The 21,834-nt window shown below is 71.9% G+C and carries 13 protein-coding genes; 7 read left to right on the top strand and 6 right to left on the bottom strand.

Features of this window, described 5'->3' with window-relative positions:
- The first annotated feature begins 64 nt into the window (after positions 1 to 64).
- A complete protein-coding gene (locus C4J65_RS29145; protein ID WP_115745085.1) occupies positions 65 to 1,318 on the top strand; it encodes an NAD(P)/FAD-dependent oxidoreductase in 1,254 nt (417 codons plus the stop codon).
- A complete protein-coding gene (locus C4J65_RS29140; protein WP_115745084.1) occupies positions 1,318 to 2,580 on the top strand; it encodes a cytochrome P450 in 1,263 nt (420 codons plus the stop codon). Before C4J65_RS29145 ends, C4J65_RS29140 begins: the two co-directional genes overlap by 1 nt.
- Before the next feature lie 82 nt (positions 2,581 to 2,662).
- Here C4J65_RS29140 and C4J65_RS29135 read toward each other — a convergent pair whose 3' ends face one another.
- Positions 2,663 to 3,865: an NAD(P)/FAD-dependent oxidoreductase gene (locus C4J65_RS29135; protein ID WP_115745083.1), complete on the bottom strand. Its 1,203-nt coding sequence runs from the start codon at positions 3,863 to 3,865 to the stop codon at positions 2,663 to 2,665.
- Positions 3,866 to 3,942: 77 nt separating this feature from the next.
- Positions 3,943 to 5,073, bottom strand: coding sequence for a hypothetical protein (locus tag C4J65_RS29130; RefSeq protein ID WP_115745082.1), 1,131 nt, complete (start codon positions 5,071 to 5,073; stop codon positions 3,943 to 3,945).
- Positions 5,074 to 5,199: 126 nt separating this feature from the next.
- Between C4J65_RS29130 and C4J65_RS29125 the strand changes: the two genes are divergently transcribed.
- The 4 genes from C4J65_RS29125 to C4J65_RS29110 all read left to right on the top strand — a co-directional run bounded on the left by C4J65_RS29125 (position 5,200) and on the right by C4J65_RS29110 (position 10,258).
- Entirely contained in the window at positions 5,200 to 6,444 is a 1,245-nt protein-coding gene (locus C4J65_RS29125; RefSeq protein ID WP_162833405.1) for a cytochrome P450, read from the top strand.
- Positions 6,445 to 6,517: 73 nt separating this feature from the next.
- Entirely contained in the window at positions 6,518 to 7,315 is a 798-nt protein-coding gene (locus C4J65_RS29120; protein WP_115745080.1) for a class I SAM-dependent methyltransferase, read from the top strand.
- Entirely contained in the window at positions 7,312 to 8,838 is a 1,527-nt protein-coding gene (locus tag C4J65_RS29115; protein WP_115745079.1) for an NAD(P)/FAD-dependent oxidoreductase, read from the top strand. The genes C4J65_RS29120 and C4J65_RS29115 overlap by 4 nt, the downstream gene beginning before the upstream one ends.
- Before the next feature lie 52 nt (positions 8,839 to 8,890).
- Positions 8,891 to 10,258, top strand: a complete 1,368-nt coding sequence (locus C4J65_RS29110; RefSeq protein WP_115746679.1) for an aminotransferase class III-fold pyridoxal phosphate-dependent enzyme — start codon at positions 8,891 to 8,893, stop codon at positions 10,256 to 10,258.
- A gap of 69 nt (positions 10,259 to 10,327) precedes the next feature.
- Here C4J65_RS29110 and C4J65_RS29105 read toward each other — a convergent pair whose 3' ends face one another.
- From C4J65_RS29105 to C4J65_RS29095, 3 genes are all read right to left on the bottom strand, one after another.
- The gene (locus C4J65_RS29105; protein WP_115745078.1) at positions 10,328 to 11,200 is read right to left on the bottom strand and encodes a M56 family metallopeptidase; all 873 of its coding nucleotides are present in this window, start codon (positions 11,198 to 11,200) and stop codon (positions 10,328 to 10,330) included.
- 62 nt (positions 11,201 to 11,262) lie between these two features.
- On the bottom strand, positions 11,263 to 11,655 hold the full coding sequence (locus tag C4J65_RS29100; protein WP_275898170.1) for a BlaI/MecI/CopY family transcriptional regulator: 393 nt from the start codon (positions 11,653 to 11,655) through the stop codon (positions 11,263 to 11,265).
- Between the two features lie 3 nt (positions 11,656 to 11,658).
- Complete coding sequence (locus tag C4J65_RS29095; protein WP_162833404.1) at positions 11,659 to 12,138, bottom strand: hypothetical protein; 480 nt, start codon at positions 12,136 to 12,138, stop codon at positions 11,659 to 11,661.
- 158 nt (positions 12,139 to 12,296) lie between these two features.
- Here C4J65_RS29095 and C4J65_RS29090 point away from each other — a divergent pair, with 158 nt between their 5' ends.
- On the top strand, positions 12,297 to 13,610 hold the full coding sequence (locus C4J65_RS29090; RefSeq protein WP_115745076.1) for a hypothetical protein: 1,314 nt from the start codon (positions 12,297 to 12,299) through the stop codon (positions 13,608 to 13,610).
- Positions 13,611 to 13,666: 56 nt separating this feature from the next.
- On the opposite strand, the gene C4J65_RS29085 is transcribed toward C4J65_RS29090, so the two are convergent.
- The gene (locus C4J65_RS29085) at positions 13,667 to 21,652 is read right to left on the bottom strand and encodes a non-ribosomal peptide synthetase (protein WP_115745075.1); all 7,986 of its coding nucleotides are present in this window, start codon (positions 21,650 to 21,652) and stop codon (positions 13,667 to 13,669) included.
- Positions 21,653 to 21,834: the final 182 nt, after the last annotated feature.

The following is a 21,834-nucleotide window of genomic DNA, read 5'->3' as shown; positions in this document are numbered from 1 at the left end:
CCCGCTTTGCTGTCCGGGGCACCGGCGTCCGCCGGCCGCCGCCCCGCACGTACGCGGAGGTCATATGTACGACGTCATAGTCGTCGGTGCCCGCTGCGCGGGATCGCCGCTGGCGATGCTGCTGGCTCGCAAGGGGTACCGCGTGCTGGTCCTGGACCGTGCGGCGTTTCCCAAGGACACCGTCTCGACGCACTACGTCCAGCCGAGCGGCCTGGCCCGCCTGCGACGCTGGGGCCTCCTGGACCGGCTGGCCGGCACCGGCTGCCCGCCGATCACCCAGGCGCGCTGGTGGTTCGGCGAGGACCTGTCGGTGCGGGGGTTCGCCCCGCCCCACGACGGCGTCGACAGCGCCCTCGCCCCGCGCCGCACGGTGCTCGACGAGCTGCTCGTCGACGCGGCCCGGGAGGCGGGGGCGGAGGTGCGCGAGCGGTGCACCGTGCGGTCCCTGCTCCGGGACGACGACGGGCGGGTGACCGGGGTGCGCTTCCAACGCCGCGGCCGGGAGCACACGGCGCACGCCCCGCTGGTGGTGGGCGCCGACGGCCGCAACTCCCTGGTGGCGCGGGAGACGGGCGCCGTGAAGTACCACGAGCGTCCGCCGCTGACCGTCGTCTACTACGCCTACTGGCGCGGTCTGTCACCGGACCGCCGGCACCTCAACGAGGTGTTCCTCATGGGCGACAAGCAGATCGGGGTGATCCCGACCCACGACGACGCCTGTCTGATCCAGGTGGCCCGCCCGCACGCGTTCTACCCCACCTACCGCTCGGACATCGAGGGCCATTACCACAAGGCCATCGCCGAAGCGGCGCCCGCGCTGGCGCGGGAGCTGGCCGACGGCGCGGAACGCGTCGACCGGTTCCGCGGCACCGCCGACCTCGGCAACTTCTACCGCAAGCCGTACGGTCCCGGCTGGGCCCTCGTGGGCGACGCCGGCTACCACAAGGACCCGCTCACCGGTCAGGGCATCTCGGACGCCTGGCGGGACGCCGAACTGCTCGCGGACGCCGTCGACCGGGTGCGTTGCGGTGCCGAGGAGTGGGAGAGCGCGCTCGCCGCCTACGCGCGTGCCCGCGACGCCCGCTCCGAGCTGATCTACGAGTTCACCTGCGAGGCGGCCGGTTTCGATCTGGACCCCATGACCCGGCAGCTGGTCCAGGTCGTCGCCGCCCATCAGGAGGACGCCGACCGGTTCTTCGGGATGATCGCGGGATCGGTGCCCGCCGAGGAGTTCTTCTCCCCGGACAACCTGCTGGCCATGCTCGGCCGGCTGCCCGCCGACGCGCTGGCGGAGCTGACCGGCCCGAAAGGAATGTGATGACGCAGCAGCCCGTCGAGGACACCGGCACCGTACCCGGCGAGGTGCCGGCGCTGGAGGACTTCGACCCGTACAACGACGCGTTCCGGGCCGATCCCTACCCCCACTACGAACGGATCAGGGCGCTGGGCGGGCCCGCCTACTGGGACTATCTCGACTCGTACGTGGTCAGCGGCCACGCGGACGCCACCGCGCTGCTCGCCGACCCGCGGATGCGGCTGGAGCCACCCGATCCGGTGGCGGAGCTGATGGCCACCGTGGTGCCGGAGTCGCTGCGGTCCATGAGCCGGACCCTGCTGTTCACCGATCCGCCCGACCACACCAGGCTGCGCGGGCTCACCCGGCGCCCGTTCGCCTCACCGCGCCTGGGCGGGGTCCTCGCCGACGCGCGGTCACTGGCCGACACGATCCTGGCGGACGGGCTGCGCCGCGGCCGTCTGGAGGTCGTGGACGAGCTGGCGTTCCCGGTGTCGCTCCAGGCCATCGGCGACCTGCTCGGCGTCCCCCGGGCCGACCTGCCCAAGCTCCGCGCCTGGGGGCAGGCCATGTCGCCGGCCGCGGACATACCGGCCGCCCCGTCCTCGATCGACAGCGCGGTGGCGGCCTACGAGGCCTTCGACGACTACTTCGCGCACCTCGCCCGGGTCCGGGCCGAGAACCCGGGCGACGACCTCTTCTCCTCCCTCGTGCGGGCGCACCTGGACGGCGCACTCAGCCGCAGCGAACTGCACGCCAACGCGGCGCTGGTGTTCATCTCGGGCCACGAGACGCTGGTCGCCTTCACCGCGAGCGCGGTCCTGTCCTTCCTGCGCAACCCCGCCCAGCTGGCCCTGTTGCGCGAGCATCCGGAACTCGCCGCCGCGGCCACCGAGGAGGTGATGCGGTACGAGAGTCCGCTGCAGCTGGCCACCGCCGGCGGCGGACGGTGGACCGGGGAGGAACTGGAGATCGGCGGTCGCACCCTGCCGGCCGGTGTGCGGGTCCTGACGTTCATCGGCGCGGCCAACCGGGACCCCGCGGTCTACGAGGACCCCGACCGCTTCGACATCACCCGGGCCGGCGCCCGGCACCTGGCGCTCGGTCACGGCCTGCACTACTGCCTGGGCGCGGCGCTCGCCAAGCAGCAGGGCACACTGCTGCTGGACGCGCTGGCCCGCTGGCCGGCCCGGCTGGCCTCGGAGGCGGTCGAGGCGCCCGAATGGCTCCCGCTGTTCATGCAGCGCAGGCTGGCCCGGCTGCCGGTGACCGTGACCGCCGTGTAGGACGGCGCGGCGGAACCGCGGGAGCGGCGCGAAGGGCGGTGGGGAGGACCATCCTCCCCACCGCCCTTCGTCCTGCCCGGCGTCAGGCCTCCTGGCCCGCCAGTCCCGCCGCTCGCTCGATGAGGTCCGGGGTGAAGAACACGTCCCAGGTGTAGCTGCCGGCGATGAGGCCGAAGAACCGGTCGATCTGGTCCTGGTCGTCCTCGATGACCCGCAGCACGTTGAGCAGTTCCGGCATCGGTTCGAGCTGGGCCGCCTGGAGGTTGAAGAAGTACTCCGGCATGGCGTCCTCGTCGCGCTGCTCGGCGAAGTCGGCGAGCGCCTCGTCGACCGGGCGTTCGCCGCCGAGCGCGGGGGCCAGCAGCCCCGCGAGGAGGTCCGCGTGGCGGAGCGCGTCGCTGATGCCGAAGGCGCCCACGGGATCCTTGTGGAAGCCGGAGTCCCCGACCAGGGCCCAGCCGGGCCCGACGGCACGACGGAAGAAGTTGGGCAGCCGGCCGGTGCCGGTGAAGCGGGCCGCCCGCTCGGACTCCCGGACGCGCTGGGCGAGTTCGGGCGCGGTCTCCTCCAGGGCGGTCAGATAGGACGTCTCGATGTCGGCGCGCACACTGTCGAACTGGGCTCGCGGCCACTGGATGCCGATCATGACGTTGTCGTCGTGCGTGGGCACCACCCCGATGGCGCGACGACCGCGTACGTACACCTCGTAGTCGGCCTTGAGGCCGTTCCAGTACGTGTAGTAGAGGCAGTTGAGGCTCGGCGCCTCCTCGTAGCGGCGGGCGCCCGCCTCCTTGGCCACGACGGAGTCGATGCCGTCGGCGCCGATCACCACCTTCGCGTGCTCGGTGTACTCGCCGTTCGCGCCCTTGATCCGTACGCCGGTGACCCGGTCGCCGTCCCGCACCAGGGCGGTGACGTTCGCGCGTTCACGCAGTTCGACACCCGCCTCGACGGCCGCGGTGACCAGGAGGTGGTCGAGCACGTAGCGGCGGGGGCCGTAGGCGGTCCGGATGCCGTCCACGGGTGGCGCGCACCCGGTGATGCTGACGTCCTCCAGGGTCCAGCGGGCCACGTCGAGCGGCGGGCAGCCGGTGGCGGCGAGCCGCTCCAGCAGACCCCATCGGGCGAGCCGGGCGATGGCCGGCTGGTGGACGTAGTGGGTGGACATCGTGTCGCTGGGGAAGGTCGCCCGGTCGAGCAGCAGGACCCGGTGGCCGGCCCGCGCGAGCAGCATGGCCGACGTCGCTCCGGCGACCCGGGCACCGACGACTATCGCGTCGTACATGGTGGTCTCTGCCTCCTCGGCATGGTGGCGGAGCGGGTCCGCCGAACGGTAGGTATGCGGCCGGGCGTCACCCGGCGTCACCCGGCGTCGGCACCGAGGACGGTGGCGACGGGGCGCCGGGGGCTGGTGCCGGCGAGACGGGCCGGTCGGCCGATGCGAAAGGTGACCAGGGTCTGGCCGCCCGCGTCGCCGACCAGTTCGTCCAGTGCCTTGCCGAAGCGCGGGGGCAACCCCAGTTCGCGTTCGCGGTCGGCGCGGACGGTCATCATGTTGAGGTGTCCGACCGCCAGTCCCCTGGCGGTGGCGAACAGGTGGACGCGCTGGAGCAGCCGTCCGCCGCGCATCCGCAGGGCGGGGTCGTCGGTGTCGGCCACCGTGACCATGCCGAAGGCGGCGGCGGTGGCGACGTGCACGGAGCGGGTGTTGCGCAGCCAGAACCGGTCGGCGGTGCGCCGCGAAGGGGCGGGCAGCCGCTTGCCGAGACTGCTCATCGTGCGCGACATGCCCTGGGTGTCCACGGTCATTCCGTCACGGTGGCGTTCGACGGCGCCGTCCGTGCCCCGGTACCAGCGGTGGCCCGCGAGCGACTGCCCCTCGTCGGCGACGACCGCCTCGGTCGCCTCGACCAGCAGGTGTGAAACGCGCGCCCGCCGCTCCTCGTCGGCGAACCAGAGGAGGGCGGGGGCGTCCGGGCCGTCGGCGGCCAGGGCGCCGATCTCGTCGAGCAGCGGTCGTGGCAGCGGCTCGCGCCGGAAGGGGCCGCGGTTGGTGCGGCGGTGCGGAATGGCGTCGTACAGCTCGGAGGGGACCCGCTCGCCGGGGGTCAGGCGCAGGGTCGCGGCGTGCTCGGGCCGCCCGGGGTCGGGCAGCAGGGTCAGTTCGGGGGCCAGTCCGCGGGCGCGGGCGGCCAGCACCATGTTCTCCAGGGCGCAGCCGAGCCCCACGTGGAGTTCGCGGTCGAACGGGTCGAGGGCGCCCTGCCTGCGGGTGAGGTCGGCGTACACGTCGACGCGTCCGGCGCCGTCGTCGACGGTGAACCGCCACGGCTGGACGTTGCGGGCGTTGGCCGCCAGGATGCCGGCCGCGACCAGGCCGTGGGCGCCGTCCCGGTTCTCCCAGTCGCGCCAGGCGTCGAAGGCTGCTCCCCGCGGCGGCGGTGCCGCGTACGCGATCGCCGCGGCAGCGGGGTCGAGCGGTTCGGTTCCCATGTCGGGCCACCCTCGGTGCTGGGCGCGGGCAGGGGGAGTGCCCTTTGGAGGGTGTATGTGAGGTGCCCGAACGACCACGGCGTCGGCGGCTGGGCGGGCGCGCTGCGGTGGCCCGATCCTCGGCGCATGACGGAGACGACGACGGCTTCCGCCGCGCGGAGCCCGGAAGAGCACCTGATCACCTTCTTCGACCCGGCGAACCGCCCGGATCCGTACCCGGCGCTGCACCGGATGCGTGAGGCGTCGCCCTTCTACGCGATGGACGGCGCGCTGCTGGTGGTGGGCCGGCACAAGGACGTGGAGACCGTGCTGCGTTCGCCGGTGGCCAGCGCGGACCGCGGCAAGTCCAAGATCCTCAGTACAGACGCGGTCGAGTCGCGCAAGGAGGTCATGACCTTCCTCGACCCTCCCGACCACACCCGGCTGCGGGGCCTGGTCACCCAGGCGTTCACGCCGCGCATGGTGCAGGGCCTGGAGGGGAGGATCAGGGAGATCGTCGACGACCTGGTGGACCAGGTGGCCCGGGCCGGTTCGCCCGTGGACGTCCCGAGCGTGTTCTCGTATCCCGTACCGGTGCGGGTGATCTGCGAGATGCTCGGTGTGCCGCCCGAGGACCACAAGATCTTCGGCACCTGGTCCACGGTGCTGGGCCGGGCGCTGGACCCGCTGATGGCGGCGAACCGGACGCCGGAGATCGACAAGGAGGACACCGAGACCCGGGCCGCGTTCTACCAGTACTTCCGCGATCTGATCGCGTCCGGCGGCGCCCGGGGCGAGGGGCTGCTGACGCGGCTGGTGGAAGCGGAGGAGGCGGGCGACCGGCTCTCCGAGAAGGAACTGCTCGCCACGCTCGCCCTGTTGGTGATGGCGGGGCACGAGACCACCGCCAACCTGATCACGCACGGCATCCTCACCCTGCTGCGCCACCCCGAGCAGCTGGCGATGCTGCGCGAGGACCCCTCCCTCGCGTTCGGGGCGGTGGAGGAGATCCTCCGCTTCGAGCCCTCGGTGCAGATCCTGCACCGGATGGCGAAGGAGTCCATCGAGCTGGACGGTTTCGAGATCCCGGCCGACACGGACGTGCTGCTCCTGGCGGCGGCCGCCAACCGCGATCCCGAGGTCTTCGACGAGCCCGACCGCTTCGACATCACCCGTGCCCTCGGCCGGCGTCTGGACCACCTGTCCTTCTCCAGCGGGGTGCACCGCTGCCTGGGCGCGAACCTCGGCAAGCTGGAGGCGGCCCTCGCCCTGCAGGCCTTCTTCTCCCGGGTCGACGACCCGGAACTGGTGGTGGAGTCGCTGGAGTACCGCCCGCACGTGATCCTGCGCGGACCCGAGCGCATGGAGGTCGCGTTCTCCGGGGTCCGCTGAACCGCCCCGCCCCGCCCCTTCCCGTCCGCCCTTCTCGCCCCTCGCCCTTCTCGCCCCGGAGGTGTCCCGCAGCATGACCACTGAGCAGCAGTACGGCCCCACCAGCTACGGCCAAGAGCTGGCCGACATCTACGACGACTGGATCGTCCGCCTCCAGGACGACACCGAGCCCACCGTGCGCTTCCTGGCCGATCTCGCCGCGCGCGTCGCCAAGGACACCGGGGAGTCCCGGGTCCTCGAACTCGGCGTGGGCACGGGGCGGGTGGCCCTGCCGCTGGCCGCTGCGCCGGGCGTGGAGGTCACCGGTGTGGACGCCTCCGCCGAGATGCTGGAACGGCTGCGCGGCAAGCCCGGCAGCGACAAGGTGTCGCTGGTGCACGGCGACTTCGTGCGCCCGGACGTGCGGGGCCCGTTCGGCCTGGTCTACATCGTCTTCAACACCCTTTACAGCCTGGCCACCCAGGAGGACCAGATCCGCTGCCTCGCGGGCGCCGCGGACCTGCTCCCCGAGGGCGGTGCCTTCGTCTTCCAGGGTTTCGTGCCCGACGCGGCGCGCTTCGAGGGGGCGCGTCAGAGCGGGCAGCGGATGGAGGTGGCACGCGACGGCGGTACCCGTCTGGACCTGGGCATCGTCCACCACGATCCGGTCCACCAGCACATGCACCCCCGCTACCGCCTGGCCGACCCGGCCGCGGAGCGGGAGCACACCGTGCGGTTCCGGTACGTGTGGCCCAGTGAACTGGACCTGATGGCGCGGCTGGCCGGGCTGACCCTGGAGCGGCGGTACGCGGACTGGGACGGCGGCGCGTTCACCGGTGAGAGTCAGGCGCACGTCGCGGTGTACCGCAAGACGGGCCCCGTGCGGCCATGACCCGGCGCCCCGACACGTCGACCCGAGTGGCGGTGATCGGTGCGGGCTACGCCGGACTGGCGGCCGCCGTGCGGCTCAGGCGGCGCGGCATCACGTCGTTCACCGTGTACGAGAAGGCGTCCGACCTGGGCGGCACCTGGCGGGACAACACCTATCCCGGGGCCGGCTGCGACATCCCCTCGCACCTGTACTCGTACGAGTTCGCCCCCTACCGCGACGGCCGGGTGCGCTACCCGGCGCAGTCGCAGGTGCTGGAGTACCTGCGTACCTGCGCCCGGGACGAGGGGGTACTGCCGCATGTGCGGTACGACACGGAGATCACGGCGGTGCGCCACGATCCCGCCACCCGCGGCTGGGTCCTGCACACCGCGGACGGCCGCACCCACGCCGCGGACGTCGTGGTCTCCGCCGTGGGCCAGTTGCACCGCCCCCACGTGCCGGCGCTGCCCGGCGCCGAGGACTTCGAGGGCACCGCCTTCCACACCGCCCGCTGGGACCACGCCCACGGGCTGGACGGACGGTCCGTGGCGGTGGTCGGCACCGGCTCCAGCGCCGCTCAGGTGGTGCCCGCCATCGCCGGCCGGGTACGCCGGCTGTACGTGGTCCAGCGCTCGGCGAACTGGGTCCTGCCCAAGCCCGGTGCCCGTTTCCACCCCGCGCTGTCGCTGCTGCTGCGCGGCGTGCCGGGTGCCCATCGCGCATACCGCTCGCTGCTGTACCGCCGTTCGGAGGCGGTGATGCTCCGGGCCCTGCGCGGCAACCGGGCCGCGGGTGCGCTGCTGCGCGGCATGGCCGTACGGCATCTGCGCGCGGGGGTGCCCGATCCGGAGCTGCGCGCCAGGCTCACGCCCGACTTCGCGCTGGGCTGCAAGCGGATCGTGCTGTCGTCGGACTGGTATCCGACGCTGGCCCGCTCCGACGTGGACGTCGTCACGGAGCCGATCGCACGGATCACCGCCAAGGGCTTCGAGACCGCCGACGGGGCCCACCGCGAGGTGGACACGATCGTGTACGCGACCGGGTTCCGCACCACGGAGTTCCTGGCTCCCATGACGGTGACCGGCCCCGGAGGACGGCTGCTCCACGAGGTCTGGCGGGGCGGGGCACGGGCGTACCTCGGCATGCACGTGCCCGGTTTCCCGAACCTCTTCCTGATGTACGGCCCGAACACCAACCTCGGCCACAACTCGGTGACCCTCGCCCTGGACGCGCAGGCGGAGCACATCGCCGGGTGCGTCGAACTGCTGGACGCCCGCCCGGACGTCGCGGGCATGGAGGCGACGCCGGAGGCCCTGGAGGCCTGGCAGCGCCTCGTGGACGAGGGCTGCGACGCCACGGTGTGGGCGGGAGCGTGCACGAGCTGGTTCAAGACGGCCGACGGAACGCTGACCAACAACTGGCCGTACCGCACCTCGCTCTACCGGCGCATGACGGCACACCCCGGCGGGTCCGGTTTTCGTTTCCGGCCGGCCGCCGGGGCCGCTGCCCAAGGCACCGGTGACCCGCGTCAGGTAGCCGATTAGCTCGCCCGAACGGAACTGTGAGGAGGAAGGGCCCCGCCCTACCGTGCTGACCATGACACCTTCCGAGACAGGCAACGGACTCGAAGCCGCGCAGGCGGTCGTCGCCGACGACGGAGCACATCTCTTCCGGGGCTGGGTGCAGCAGGGCGCGCACATGGCCCTTCCGGTGGCCGGAGCCCGGGGATCGTGGTTCTGGGACTACGCCGGCAACCGCTACCTCGACTTCTCCTCCCAGCTGGTGTACGCGAACCTGGGGCACCAGCATCCGCGCCTGGTCGCCGCGGTGAAGGAGCAGGCCGACCGGCTGTGCGTGATCGCCCCGCACTTCGCCGAGGAACGGCGGGCCACGGCGGCCCGCAAGATCGCGGAGCTGGCGCCCGAGGGCTTGAACCGGGTGCTGTTCACCACGGGCGGCGCCGAGGCGGTGGAGCATGCCGTGCGGCTCGCGCGGCTGCACACGGGGCGGTACAAGCTGCTCTCCGCCCACCACTCGTTCCACGGCGCCACCCCGACGGCGATCCAGCTCACCGGCGACCCCCGGCGGTGGCGCAACGACACCGGCAACGCGGGCGTGGTGCGGTTCTTCCCGCCGTACCTGTACCGCTCGGCGTTCTACGCCGAGACCGAGGAGCAGGAGTGCGCCCGGGCGCTGGAGCACCTGGAGCAGGTCATCGTCCTGGAGGGGGCACAGACCATCGCCGCCCTGGTGCTGGAGCCGGTCGGTGGCACCAGCAGCGGCGTTCTGGTCCCGCCGGCCGGGTATCTGGCGGGGGTGCGGGAGTTGTGCGACCGGTACGGGATCGTGCTGATCTTCGACGAGATCATGGTCGGGTTCGGCCGTACCGGTGCCTGGTTCGCCTCCGACCACTGGGGCGTGCGCCCGGACCTGATGACCTTCGCCAAGGGGGTCAACTCCGGGTACGTGCCGCTGTCCGGGGTCGTCGTCTGCGACGAGATCGTGGAGACCTTCACCAAGACGCCGTACCCGGGCGGCTCCACGTACTCCGGGCATCCGCTGGGCTGCGCGGTGGCGGTGGAGGCGATCGACACGATGCGCGACGAGGGCGTCGTGGAGCACGCCGCGCGACTGGGCCGCGAGGTCTTCGAGCCGGAACTCACGAAGATGGCCGAGCGGCACCCCTGTGTCGGCGAGGCCCGCGGTATCGGGGCCATCTGGTCGCTGGAGCTCGTCAAGAGCAAGGAGACCCGCGAGATGTACGTCGGCTTCGACGCCCCGGACCGCCTCACCCCGCAGGGTGCGGAGCTGATGGGTGCGCTGATGAAACGTGGGCTGAACGCGATGGTGTACATCAACCGGCTGAACATCACGCCGCCGTGCAACATCAGCGAGGAGGACGCCCGGGAGGGCCTGGCCCGGATCGACGAGGTTCTGGGTGTCGCCGACGCGCGGGTGGTCTGACCGCCGTCCGCCCCGGCGGGCCGCCCGCCGGGGCCGCTTTCCCCGCGCGGGCGGGGCCGGGGTGCCGGTTCAGGGCACTACGGCGGTGACCCCGCCGGCCACGGTCGCCACGCAGCAGTACAGGACCAGTCCCACCAGGGCGACGGCCACCAGGACCGTGCGGCGCAGGTGACAGCAGCCCAGGAAGTGGGCGAAGCGCTTCGGTCCCTCCTCCAGCTGGGCGACCCTGGCCTCCAGTGCCACGTCGCCGCCCATGCCGATGCCGAGGGTGGCCGGTCCGCTCTCGGACAGGCACTTCATCAGGGCGCTGGCGACGACGCTGGGCGCGACCAGCGTCAGGGCGGCCTGGTCGGCGGAGAGTTCCTGGCGCATACGCACGTGACGGGCCAGGATGCGCGGGACGGGCAGGAACCACAGGGCGGAGGCGGCCGTCTCGACGACGAGCCGCCCGAGCGGATGCCGGCGACGCGCGTGGTGCATCTCGTGCCCGAGCACCGCCGCCAGCTCCTCGTCCGTCGCGCGGTCCACCAGGCCGGTGCTGACGGCCACCAGAGGTCTCAGCAGCCCGTACGTGAGGGCGAGGGGCTCCCGCACGTCGAGCTGGACGATTCTGACAGCGTTGCCAGGAAGGACCTGACCGGCGACGGAGAGCAGCCGCCGCGACGGGGGCAGGGCGTGCTCGCCGATCCGCACCAGGGCGCGTCGCGTGATCACCAGCGCCCGCACCAGCACCGTCACCGCGACCGTCGCGATGACCAGCGCGACCGCCGCCCCGCCGGTGAGGGCGAGGATGTCGAGCACCTCCGCGACGCCCCTGCTCGGTCCGGCGTCGGGCCTTCGGCGCCACGCTCTGAGGAGCCTGTAGATCAGCACGTCCAGCAGCGCCAGCGCGAGCAGCGCCCCGATGACGAGGCCCGCACCGACGGCCGACTTCCATGACATGGCTTTGCGAAGCCGCGCCAACTTCCACCACTCCCCCGTGTCCTTGCTGCGTGTTCTGCCGGTCAGGTGTCGTCGGGGTCCGCCCGGACGAGTCTCATCAGCCGCGAGCGCAACTGCGGCTCCGCCTGGCACTGGTCGATGAAGTGGGCGACCGCGGAGACACCGTGGTCCCGGATGACATCGCGCACGGCGAGGTCGGCCGCGTCCCGCACGAGGGCCTCGTAGGCGAATCCTCGGCCTTCCGCGGTGCGGCGCAGCACGTTGCGTTTCACCAGGCGGTTGAGGACCGTCATGACGGTGGTGTACGCGAGGGGCTCCGACCGCCCGTGATTGACCTGCTCGAGCACCTGGCGCACCGTCATGCCACGGCCGTTCCGCCAGAGCACGGTGAGCAGCTCGGCGCCGAGCGGCCCCAGGGCCTTGCCCAGTTTGTCGGCGTCGCTAGGGTTCATCATGCCTCACAGCTCTGAGTCGTCCCGCTGGACGGAGCGGCCGAGGAGGTTGCGGCGCATGGCCTCGATCCTGACCATGCCGACGACCACCACGCCGAATCCGTACCACACCAGGTCATGATAGAAGTCGAGGGACGTGCCCTGCGAGTGCTTCCACATGTCCAGGAAGTATCCGGCCAGTTCGACCGCCGCGCCGAGGGCGAGCAGTCCGCCCGCCACCCGGAACCCCCGCACGCGCCACAGCGTCGCACCGGCCGTCGCGGTGACCAGGGCGCCCACCCATATCCCGAGGTGGATGGTCCACAGTGAACCAGGGGGTTCGACGACGAAGGAGACGTTCTTCGCGTGCCAGTAGGTGTCGTAGGCCTGGCCGAAGAGGTAGATCACCACCCCGGCGTATGCCAGGTACCTGCGCCGGCCGAGCGGGTCGGCGCCTGTGGGGATGGAGTTCCGTCCGACGACCGCGCGCATGCCTGTCGATTCCATACGACCACGGTGCACCTGGGCGCCGTAGCAGCGTGATCCGACACCGGTGGGTCCCATCGGCCTGCCCGATCGGGCACCCCGGGCATCGTCCGCACCGGGCCCGAAGGCGCGGCCCCCGGAGGTTGGGCGGCCGGGGCGGGCGCGGCCACCGTGGGCGCATGGTCTCAGCCCTCACTCTCGCCCACGTGGTCGGACACGGATCCGGTCCCATTCCCCGCACCTACGCGCTGATCGCCGGGGCGACCGCCCTGTACGCGTCCTTCGACGCGCTGCGACTGCGCTGGCAGGAGCGTCGGTTCGACCAGCGCCGGGTCTGGCGGCCCCTGCCCGGGACGCTGTCCCCGGTCGTCGACCATCCGCTGCTGCGGCGTACGCTGCGGCTGCTGGGCCTCGCCTCCGCCGTGCTGACGCTGACCGTACTGACGACGGGGTACGGCGGCGCGGAACTGGGGCTCGGCATGGTCTTCGTGCTGTTCTGGGTGGGACTCGTCCCCGCGTCCCTGCTGCTGGGTCCGGTCTGGCGGCTGATGAACCCCCTGCGCGCCGTGCACCAGGCGGTGTGCGCGCTGACGCGGGTGGCCCCCGGGGAGGGGCTGCGCCGGCTGCCGGCCCGGGTCGGGGTGTGGCCGGCCGTCATCGGCCTGTTCTGCTTCGGCTGGCTCGAACTGGCCGCCCCGGCCCGCGACTCGACGGCCACCGTGCTGCTGTGGCTCTGGGTGTACGGGGCGGTGCAGCTGGTCGCGGCGACCGTGTTCGGCTCGCGGTGGTTCGCCCGCGGGGACGCCTTCGAGGTGTACTCCTCGCTGCTCGCCGCGATGTCGCCGCTGGGCCGCTCGGCCGACGGCGACCGGCGGCTGGTCCTGCGCAACCCCTTCAACGGGCTGGCCGGTGTGCGTGCCGAACCGGGACTGTCCGCCCTGGTGTCGGTGATGCTGTCGCTCACCGCTTTCGACAGCCTGGCCAACACGGGCGCCTGGCGGACGGTGAGCGAGGGGCTGCCGCAGTCGCCGGTGCGTACGGCGGGACTGCTCGCGACGGCCCTGACGATGCTGGGCCTGCTGCGGCTGTCGGAGGCCGCGGCGCGCTTCCTGTCCCGCGGCGCCCCGTGGCGCAGCGGTCTCATGGCGCCGTCCCTCGTCCCGGTCGCCGTGGGGTACGTGATGGCGCACTACGCCTCGGTGCTGCTGCTGGAGGTCCAGCGGTTCGTCGACGTCTTCTTCGTCTCGGGGGAGCCCGCGGCGGCGCACCACGGCGGCGCCAAGGCCGCCGCGTACGCCGTGCCCGCGGCGGTGTTCATCGCACTGTTCCAGGTGGTGGCCGTCGTCACCGGTCATGTCTTCGGTGTGATCGCGGCCCATGACTCGGCGGTCGGTGCGCTGCCGCCCGGACGCAAGGTCCTGCCGCAGATCCCGCTGTTCGTGGTGATGATCGGTCTCACGCTCGGCGGTCTGTCCCTGCTGCTGAGCGTGTGAGGCGGGCCCGGGGGGACGTGGCGGCGTCCGCCGGGCCCGTCCTTCTCCGGTGCGGCTCAGCCCTCCAACCAGCGGACCCACGCGGCGAGTTCGGTGAGTTCGTCGACGAGGGCGGCGGTGAACGTCTCGCGCGTGGCGGCGGAGTGCCGGTTGGCGCTGAATCCGACGGTCAGGTTGAGCCGGCCCGCGACCACGAACCCGATCAGGTCGATCAGCCGGAACCGGGTCCCCACGTCGCTGCGCTGACTGCCGTAGGCCATGCGCGGCACGCTCAGCAGATCACTGCGCAGGAAGACCTCGTCCACCTGGCCCAGGTAGTTCACCCCGAGGGATGCGGCGGGCAGTCCACGCACGGCCTCCGCCTCGGGCCGGACCGAGAGGTGCGTCAGCAGCCCGTGTCCGGCGCCCCTGGCGGGCTGGGCGTCGACCTGGTCCCGGGTCCGGCGCAGGGCCTCGTCGGCGGGCAGGGCGGGGTCGTAGGCGAACAGCACCGGGACCAGGGTGGAGAAACGGCCCACCGTACGGCTGACGTTGGTGCCCGGCACCGGGAGGTCGCGCCCGTGGCGTTCCAGGTCGATCAGCGTCCGCGCGGTGCCGTCCAGCTTCGGGTACGTCGTGTGCAGGGCGCGCAGGGCGGCCGAGCACAGTACTTCGGAGAGGTCTGCCCTGATGTGCCGGGGCAGCAGGTGCACCAGTGCGTCGGTCACCTTGCGGTCGACTCGCACGGTGACGTTCTCCAGCGACTCCAGCGAGTTGGGGCCCTCGGTTCGGTCCACCGGGACGGGGGTGGCGTTCCGGCGGGCGTCGCTCGCCCAGTGGGCCGCCTCGGCCGTCACCTCCTCACCGTTCGCGTACTCGGCGAGCCCTCGGGTCCAGGCACGGAACGACGTCGTCCGCGGTGGCAGCAGTCCTTCGCCGCCGGCCTCCAGGTCGGCGTAGCAGCCGAGCAGGTCCTCCAGGACGATGCGGCCCGAGTAGTGGTCGACGGCGAGCCAGTGCGCGAGGAACAGCACGCAGTGCGGGCGGTCCCCCATGTCGAAGTAGGCCATGCGCAGCAGGGGTCCGTGGCCCAGGTCGAGGCTGGCCTGGAGCCGGTCGCTGATCTCGACGCTCTGCTTCTTCTGGGCCCTGCTGTCCAAGTGCGACAGGTCGTGCACGGTGAAGGGCAGTTCCTCTTCCGTCCCGTCGTGCGGCGCCACCCGCGCGGCCCACCCGCCGTCGGCGCCGCGGACGAAGCGCAGCCGCAGCGCGTCGTGGTGGCCCAGGACGCGTTCGAGGGCGCGGGCCAGGACGGCCGTGTCCAGCGGTCGTTGCAGTGCCAGCAGGAAGGAGGCGTCGTTCCAGTGCTGGCGGCGCGGCAGGTCCTGGGAGAGGAACCAGTGCTGCGAGGGTGTCATGCCGGCCGGCCCCACCGGGTCGTCTTGCGTGGCGCCGACCGAGACGGAGTCGGCGGCCAGGGCCTGCTGGGTGATGGTGGGGTGGGTGAAGACGTCGGCGAGCTGGAGGCGCAGGCCGTGCCGGTCGGCCGCGGCGGTGGCGCGCAGGGCGAGCAGGGAGTCGGCGCCGAGTTCGAAGAGGTTGGCGCCGGTCGACAGCGGCTGGGACGGGTTGAGCAGTTCCGTCCACACCTCGACCAGCGCGTGCTCGACAGGGCTCGCGGGCGGGGTGTAGACGGCCGCCGAGTCACCCCGGTCCGGCGCCGGAAGCGCCTTGCGGTCGACCTTGCCGTTGCCGCTGAGCGGGATCTCGTCCAGCACCACCACGACCGGCGGCACCATGTAGGCGGGGATCTTCGACCGCAGCCACTCCCGCAGCTCCTCGATCTCGACGTCCGCGTCGAGCGTCACGTAGGACACCAGCCGCTTGCCGCCCTGCCCCACACTGTCGGTGATCGTGACGGCGCCATCGACGCGGGGGTGTGCGGTCAGCGCCGCGTCGATCTCGCCCAGCTCGATGCGATACCCGTTGATCTTGACCTGCTGGTCCTCCCGCCCCAAAAACTCGATCGTCCCGTCCGGCCAGAACCGCCCCAGGTCCCCCGTCCGGTACAACCGCTCCCCGCTCCGCGGATGCACCACGAAGGAACGCCCGGACTTCTCCGCGTCCTTCCAGTACCCCAACGCCGTCCCCACGCCACCGATGTAGATCCCACCGGTCGCATACGCCGGCCGGGTCCGCATCCGGCCGTCCAGCACATGCACCGACTGGTTCGCCAACGCCGTCCCGTACGGGATGCTCGACCACTCCGGGTCCACTTCCGCGATCGGATGGTGGATCGACCACACCGACGCCTCCGTCGCCCCACCCAGACTCAACAGCCGGACCCCCGGGAACACCCCCCACGCCCGCTCCGGCAGGGAGAGCGGTATCCAGTCGCCGGAGAGGAGGGCGCAGCGCAGCCCCGCGTGCGGTTCGGTAGCCGCGCGGTACTCGGTGAACAGCTCGAACAGGGCCGGAACCGAGTTCCAGACGGTCACGCCGTGCTGGTCGGCCAGCTCGCTCCAGTGCCCCGGATCACGGTCCGACCCGGCATCCGGAATCACCAGGGCCGCACCCGCCGCCAGAGTGCCGAACACGTCCCACACCGACAGGTCGAAACTCAGGCTCGACACCGCCAGCACCCGGTCCCGGGCCCCCAGTCCGACCCGCTCGTTGATGTCCTCCAGCGTGTTCCGCGCCCCCCGGTGGTCGATCATCACCCCCTTCGGCACACCCGTCGAACCCGACGTGAAGATCACGTACGCCAGGTCTGCCGGAGTACGCCGGCCCATGTGGCCGCGCGGCTCGGCATCGGTGTCGTCCACCCCGACCACCGGTACACCCGACGGCCACGGCCCCTCCACCAGCCCCGGCTGAGTCAACACCACCCGCGCCTCGGTGTGCTCCACCAGATAACCGACCCGCTCCGCGGGCAACGTCGGGTCCACGGGCACATACACACCACCCGCCCGCAACACGCCGAGGACCGCGGCGACCTGTTCCCAGCCCTTCCGCATCGACACCACGACCCGCTCACCCGGCCGCACCCCCAACTCCCCCAGTTGCTCGGCGACTCGGCAGGCACGTCCGGCCAGCTCGCCGTACGTCAGCCGGCCGGAGGACCAGATCACCGCCGGTGCGTCGGGCGCGAGCGCGGCCCGCTCGAAGAACGGCTCGTGCAGCAGCCCCTCGGGCAGCTTCCGCTCCGTCGCGTTCACCGCCGCCACCACCGCCGCGTGCTCCGCCGGCACCTCCACCGGACACGCCGCCTCCCAGACGTCCTCGCCATCCGCGAGGGCCTCGGCAAGGCGCGCGTACGCGTCGAAGGCCGCGTCCAGCACACCCTCCGGGAACAGCGCCTCCACCGCGTCCCAGCTGATCATGAGTTCCCCGGCGATCTCCAGGACCTGGCAGTCGAGGTGGACCTGCGGCGTCTGGGAAACGCCACCGAGGAGCCTGCCCAGGCCGGGGAGCACTCCGTCGTCACCGCCCGGCATGTCGTGGCCGAGGACGCTCGTGAACACGACGGGCATCGAAGCGCGGGCGGGCCCGTGCACCCGCGCCAGCTCGCGGATCACCCGGATGCCGCCGAAGGCCCGGTGCTCCATGTCCCGGAAGAGCTGCCGCTGGAGAGCCTCCGCACGGTCCGCGAACGAGCCGTCGGCAGCGGTGTCCGCCTCCAGGAGGACGAGGTTGGTGAAGTCGCCGATCAGCCGGTCGACGTGCGGGTGCAGCGGCAGCCGGTCGCCGATCGTCACGTTCAGCGTGAACCGCGGCTCCTTCGCCCACAACGCCAGCGCCTCCGCGTACGCCGCGCACAGCAACGCCGACGGCGTCACACCCCGCGCCTGCGCACGGTCCTTGAGCCGGGTCCAGCGTTCACGGGACACGGTGTGCGTGCGGCGTACGAACCGCGTCGGCTCGCCGGGACGGGGTGCGAGGACCGGTAGCTCGGGTGCGGCCGGCAGGGTGTCCAACCGCGACAGCCAGTACTCCCGAGCCCCCTCGTCCTCCCCCGCGGCCCCCACCGCCAGGACATAGTCCCGGAACGACACATCGATCGGCGGCAACACACACTCCGGATCCGCATACAACTCCCCCCACTCCGACAACAGAATCCGCACCGACGCCGCATCCGCCACCAACATGTCCACACTCACATGCACCCGCGTCACCCCACCCGGCAAACGCAACGCACACACCTCGAACAACGGCCACTCCCCCGCCGGCCGCACCTCATGCGACAACCGCCCCCGCACCGCAGCCAACGCCCCCTCCACCTCCCCCACCGACAAACCACTCACATCCTCAAAACCAACCTCCACCACCCCCACATCACCCAACACCTGCTGACGACCATCACCCCGCACCACCCCACGCAACATCCCATGCCGCGCCACCAAACGCCCCAACACCACCGACGCACGCACCGGATCAAAATCCGACGACTCCAACTCCAGATACACATGCGTCGACACATCACCCAACTCGAACAACCCCGACCGCCCCAGCCAATACGCATGCTGCACATCCGTCAGCCCGAACGGCTCACCCCACCCCGCCACATCGGGCTCGATGCGGGTGGTCTCCACCGCTTTGGCGGCCTGCACGACGAGGGCCTGCTGGGTGATGGTGGGGTGGGTGAAGACGTCGGCGAGCTGGAGGCGCAGGCCGTGCCGGTCGGCCGCGGCGGTGGCGCGCAGGGCGAGCAGGGAGTCGGCGCCGAGTTCGAAGAGGTTGGCGCCGGTCGACAGCGGCTGGGACGGGTTGAGCAGTTCCGTCCACACCTCCACCAGCGCGTGCTCGACAGGGCTCGCCGGCGGAGTGTAGACGGCCGCCGAGTCACCCCGGTCCGGCGCCGGAAGCGCCTTGCGGTCGACCTTGCCGTTGCCGCTGAGCGGGATCTCGTCCAGCACCACCACGACCGGCGGCACCATGTAGGCGGGGATCTTCGACCGCAGCCACTCCCGCAGCTCCTCGATCTCGACGTCCGCGTCGAGCGTCACGTAGGACACCAGCCGCTTCCCGCCCTGCCCCACACTGTCGGTGATCGTGACCGCGCCATCGACGCGGGGGTGTGCGGTCAGCGCCGCGTCGATCTCGCCCAGCTCGATGCGATACCCGTTGATCTTGACCTGCTGGTCCTCCCGCCCCAAAAACTCGATCGTCCCGTCCGGCCAGAACCGCCCCAGGTCCCCCGTCCGGTACAACCGCTCCCCGCTCCGCGGATGCACCACGAAGGAACGCCCGGACTTCTCCGCGTCCTTCCAGTACCCCAACGCCGTCCCCACGCCACCGATGTAGATCCCACCGGTCGCATACGCCGGCCGGGTCCGCATCCGGCCGTCCAGCACATGCACCGACTGGTTCGCCAACGCCGTCCCGTACGGGATGCTCGACCACTCCGGGTCCACTTCCGCGATCGGATGGTGGATCGACCACACCGACGCCTCCGTCGCCCCACCCAGACTCAACAGCCGGACCCCCGGGAACACCCCCCACGCCCGCTCCGGCAACGACAAGGGAATCCAGTCACCCGACAACATCGCGCAACGCAGGCCCTCCCGCGGCTCCACCCGTGCCCGGTACTCGGTGAACAGCTCGAACAGGGCCGGAACCGAGTTCCAGACGGTCACGCCGTGCTGGTCGGCCAGCTCGCTCCAGTGCCCCGGATCACGGTCGGACCCGGCGTCGGGAATCACCAGGGCCGCGCCCGCCGCCAGAGTGCCGAACACGTCCCACACCGACAGGTCGAAACTCAGGCTCGACACCGCCAGCACCCGGTCCCGGGCCCCCAGTCCGACCCGCTCGTTGATGTCCTCCAGCGTGTTCCGCGCCCCCCGGTGGTCGATCATCACCCCCTTCGGCACACCCGTCGAACCCGACGTGAAGATCACATACGCCAGATCCGTGACCGCCCGCTCACCGCTGTGGCCGCGCGGCTCGGCATCGGTGTCGTCCACCCCGACCACCGGAACACCCGACGGCCACGGCCCCTCCACCAGCCCCGGCTGAGTCAACACCACCCGCGCCTCGGTGTGCTCCACCAGATAACCGACCCGCTCCGCGGGCAACGTCGGGTCCACGGGCACATACACACCACCCGCCCGCAACACACCCAGCACGGCCGCGACCTGTTCCCAGCCCTTCCGCATCGACACCACGACCCGCTCACCCGGCCGCACCCCCAACTCCCCCAGCCGGTCCGCCACCCGGCCCGCGTGCCGCGCCAACTCCCCATAGGACATTCGCCCCGACGACCAGATCACCGCCGGTGCGTCGGGCGCGAGCGCGGCCCGCTCGAAGAACGGCTCGTGCAGCAGCCCCTCGGGCAGCTTCCGCTCCGTCGCGTTCACCGCCGCCACCACCGCCGCGTGCTCCGCCGGCACCTCCACCGGACACGCCGCCTCCCAGACGTCCTCGCCATCCGCGAGGCTCTCCACCAGGGCCACGAAACCCGCGAACGCCTCGTCCAGGACGCCTTCGGGGAACAAGGCCTCCACCGCGTCCCAGCTCACCGAGAGCCCGTCGGCGACCTCCACCACCTGGCAGTCCAGGTGGACCTGCGGTGTCTGCGACACGGCAGACACCACGTGGCCCAGGCCGGGCAGCGGGTCGGCGGGCGAGCCGCCCGGCATGCAGCGGCCGAGGACGCTGGTGAAGACGACGGGCATGGCGGCCCGCTCGGGGCCGTGCCGCCGGGCGAGGTCCCGCAGCAGCAGGACGCCGCCGTAGCCGCGGTGTTCGAGGTCCTCCCACAGGCGGCGCTGCACGTTCCCGGCACGGCCGACGAAGGTGTCGGCGGACTCCGTGTCCACCTCGAGCAGGACGAGGTTGGTGAAGTCGCCGATCAGCCGGTCGACGTGCGGGTGCAGCGGCAGCCGGTCGCCGATCGTCACGTTCAGCGTGAACCGCGGCTCCTTCGCCCACAACGCCAGCGCCTCCGCGTACGCCGCGCACAGCAACGCCGACGGCGTCACACCCCGCGCCTGCGCCGCCCGCTTCAGCGACCGCCAGCGGTCGTCCGAGAGCTGGTGCGTCCGCCGTACGAACCGGGTCGGGCCGCCCGGTGCCCGCGACACGGTGGGCAGTTCGGGTGCGGCCGGCAGGGTGTCCAACCGCGACAGCCAGTACTCCCGAGCCCCCTCGTCCTCCCCCGCGGCCCCCACAGCCAGGACATAGTCCCGGAACGACACATCGATCGGCGGCAACACACACTCCGGATCCGCATACAACTCCCCCCACTCCGACAACAGAATCCGCACCGACGCCGCATCCGCCACCAACATGTCCACACTCACATGCACCCGCGTCACCCCACCCGGCAAACGCAACGCACACACCTCGAACAACGGCCACTCCCCCGCCGGCCGCACCTCATGCGACAACCGCCCCCGCACCGCAGCCAACGCCCCCTCCACCTCCCCCACCGACAAACCACTCACATCCTCGAAACCAACCTCCACCACCCCCACATCACCCAACACCTGCTGACGACCATCACCCCGCACCACCCCACGCAACATTCCATGCCGCGCCACCAAACGCCCCAACACCACCGACGCACGCACCGGATCAAAATCCGACGACTCCAACTCCAGATACACATGCGTCGACACATCACCCAACTCGAACAACCCCGACCGCCCCAGCCAATACGCATGCTGCACATCCGTCAGCCCGAACGGCTCACCCCACCCCGCCACATCCGGACGCAAAGTCAGCTCCCTCTCGGTCTCGGCGAGAGGTGCCTCGGAGGCGGAGACGAGGGCCTGGTCGACGGCCTCGGCGAGGGCGCGGAGACTGGGCATGGCGACGAGTTCGGTGAGCGGGACGGACACGTTCAGCTCGGCCTCGATCGTGATCTGCAGTTCGGTGGCCTGGAGGGATTCCAGGAACACGGAGGTGTCGAGGTCGGCGGGTGCCTCCCGGCCGGTGATCCGGCGGTGGCAGTCCCGCAGGTAGGCGCTGATGTCCCGCATCCGGTCGGCCGGTGAGAGGGCGAGCAGGGTGCCGCGGTCGAGGGAGCGCGTGCCGGCGTTGCCGTTGCTGGTCGGGTGCACTGGGTCCTCCGGATGACGATGCGGGACGGCGCCCGGGCCACCCGCTCGGCCGCGAGCGGAGCGTCGCCTGCGGCTGCGGGCTCGCGGGCATGCGAGTCCCGGCCAGGCTCACGCGCGGACGAGGACACCGACAGCCCTGAAGGGCTGGCGGGAAGGGCGGGCGGCCGGGGACGCGTACCGTG

The sequence above is a fragment of the Streptomyces sp. CB09001 genome, from assembly GCF_003369795.1.
Classification (GTDB): domain Bacteria; phylum Actinomycetota; class Actinomycetes; order Streptomycetales; family Streptomycetaceae; genus Streptomyces.
The sequence above is the reverse complement of the archived record's forward strand: the minus strand, read 5'-3'. Positions and strand labels throughout refer to the sequence as shown.

Coding starts and splice junctions, on each gene's coding strand:
- C4J65_RS29145 (WP_115745085.1), top strand. CDS start 65: ATGTACGACGTCATAGTCGTCGGTGCCCGCTGCGCGGGATCGCCGCTG.
- C4J65_RS29140 (WP_115745084.1), top strand. CDS start 1,318: ATGACGCAGCAGCCCGTCGAGGACACCGGCACCGTACCCGGCGAGGTG.
- C4J65_RS29135 (WP_115745083.1), bottom strand. CDS start 3,865: ATGTACGACGCGATAGTCGTCGGTGCCCGGGTCGCCGGAGCGACGTCG.
- C4J65_RS29130 (WP_115745082.1), bottom strand. CDS start 5,073: ATGGGAACCGAACCGCTCGACCCCGCTGCCGCGGCGATCGCGTACGCG.
- C4J65_RS29125 (WP_162833405.1), top strand. CDS start 5,200: ATGACGGAGACGACGACGGCTTCCGCCGCGCGGAGCCCGGAAGAGCAC.
- C4J65_RS29120 (WP_115745080.1), top strand. CDS start 6,518: ATGACCACTGAGCAGCAGTACGGCCCCACCAGCTACGGCCAAGAGCTG.
- C4J65_RS29115 (WP_115745079.1), top strand. CDS start 7,312: ATGACCCGGCGCCCCGACACGTCGACCCGAGTGGCGGTGATCGGTGCG.
- C4J65_RS29110 (WP_115746679.1), top strand. CDS start 8,891: ATGACACCTTCCGAGACAGGCAACGGACTCGAAGCCGCGCAGGCGGTC.
- C4J65_RS29105 (WP_115745078.1), bottom strand. CDS start 11,200: ATGTCATGGAAGTCGGCCGTCGGTGCGGGCCTCGTCATCGGGGCGCTG.
- C4J65_RS29100 (WP_275898170.1), bottom strand. CDS start 11,655: ATGATGAACCCTAGCGACGCCGACAAACTGGGCAAGGCCCTGGGGCCG.
- C4J65_RS29095 (WP_162833404.1), bottom strand. CDS start 12,138: ATGGAATCGACAGGCATGCGCGCGGTCGTCGGACGGAACTCCATCCCC.
- C4J65_RS29090 (WP_115745076.1), top strand. CDS start 12,297: ATGGTCTCAGCCCTCACTCTCGCCCACGTGGTCGGACACGGATCCGGT.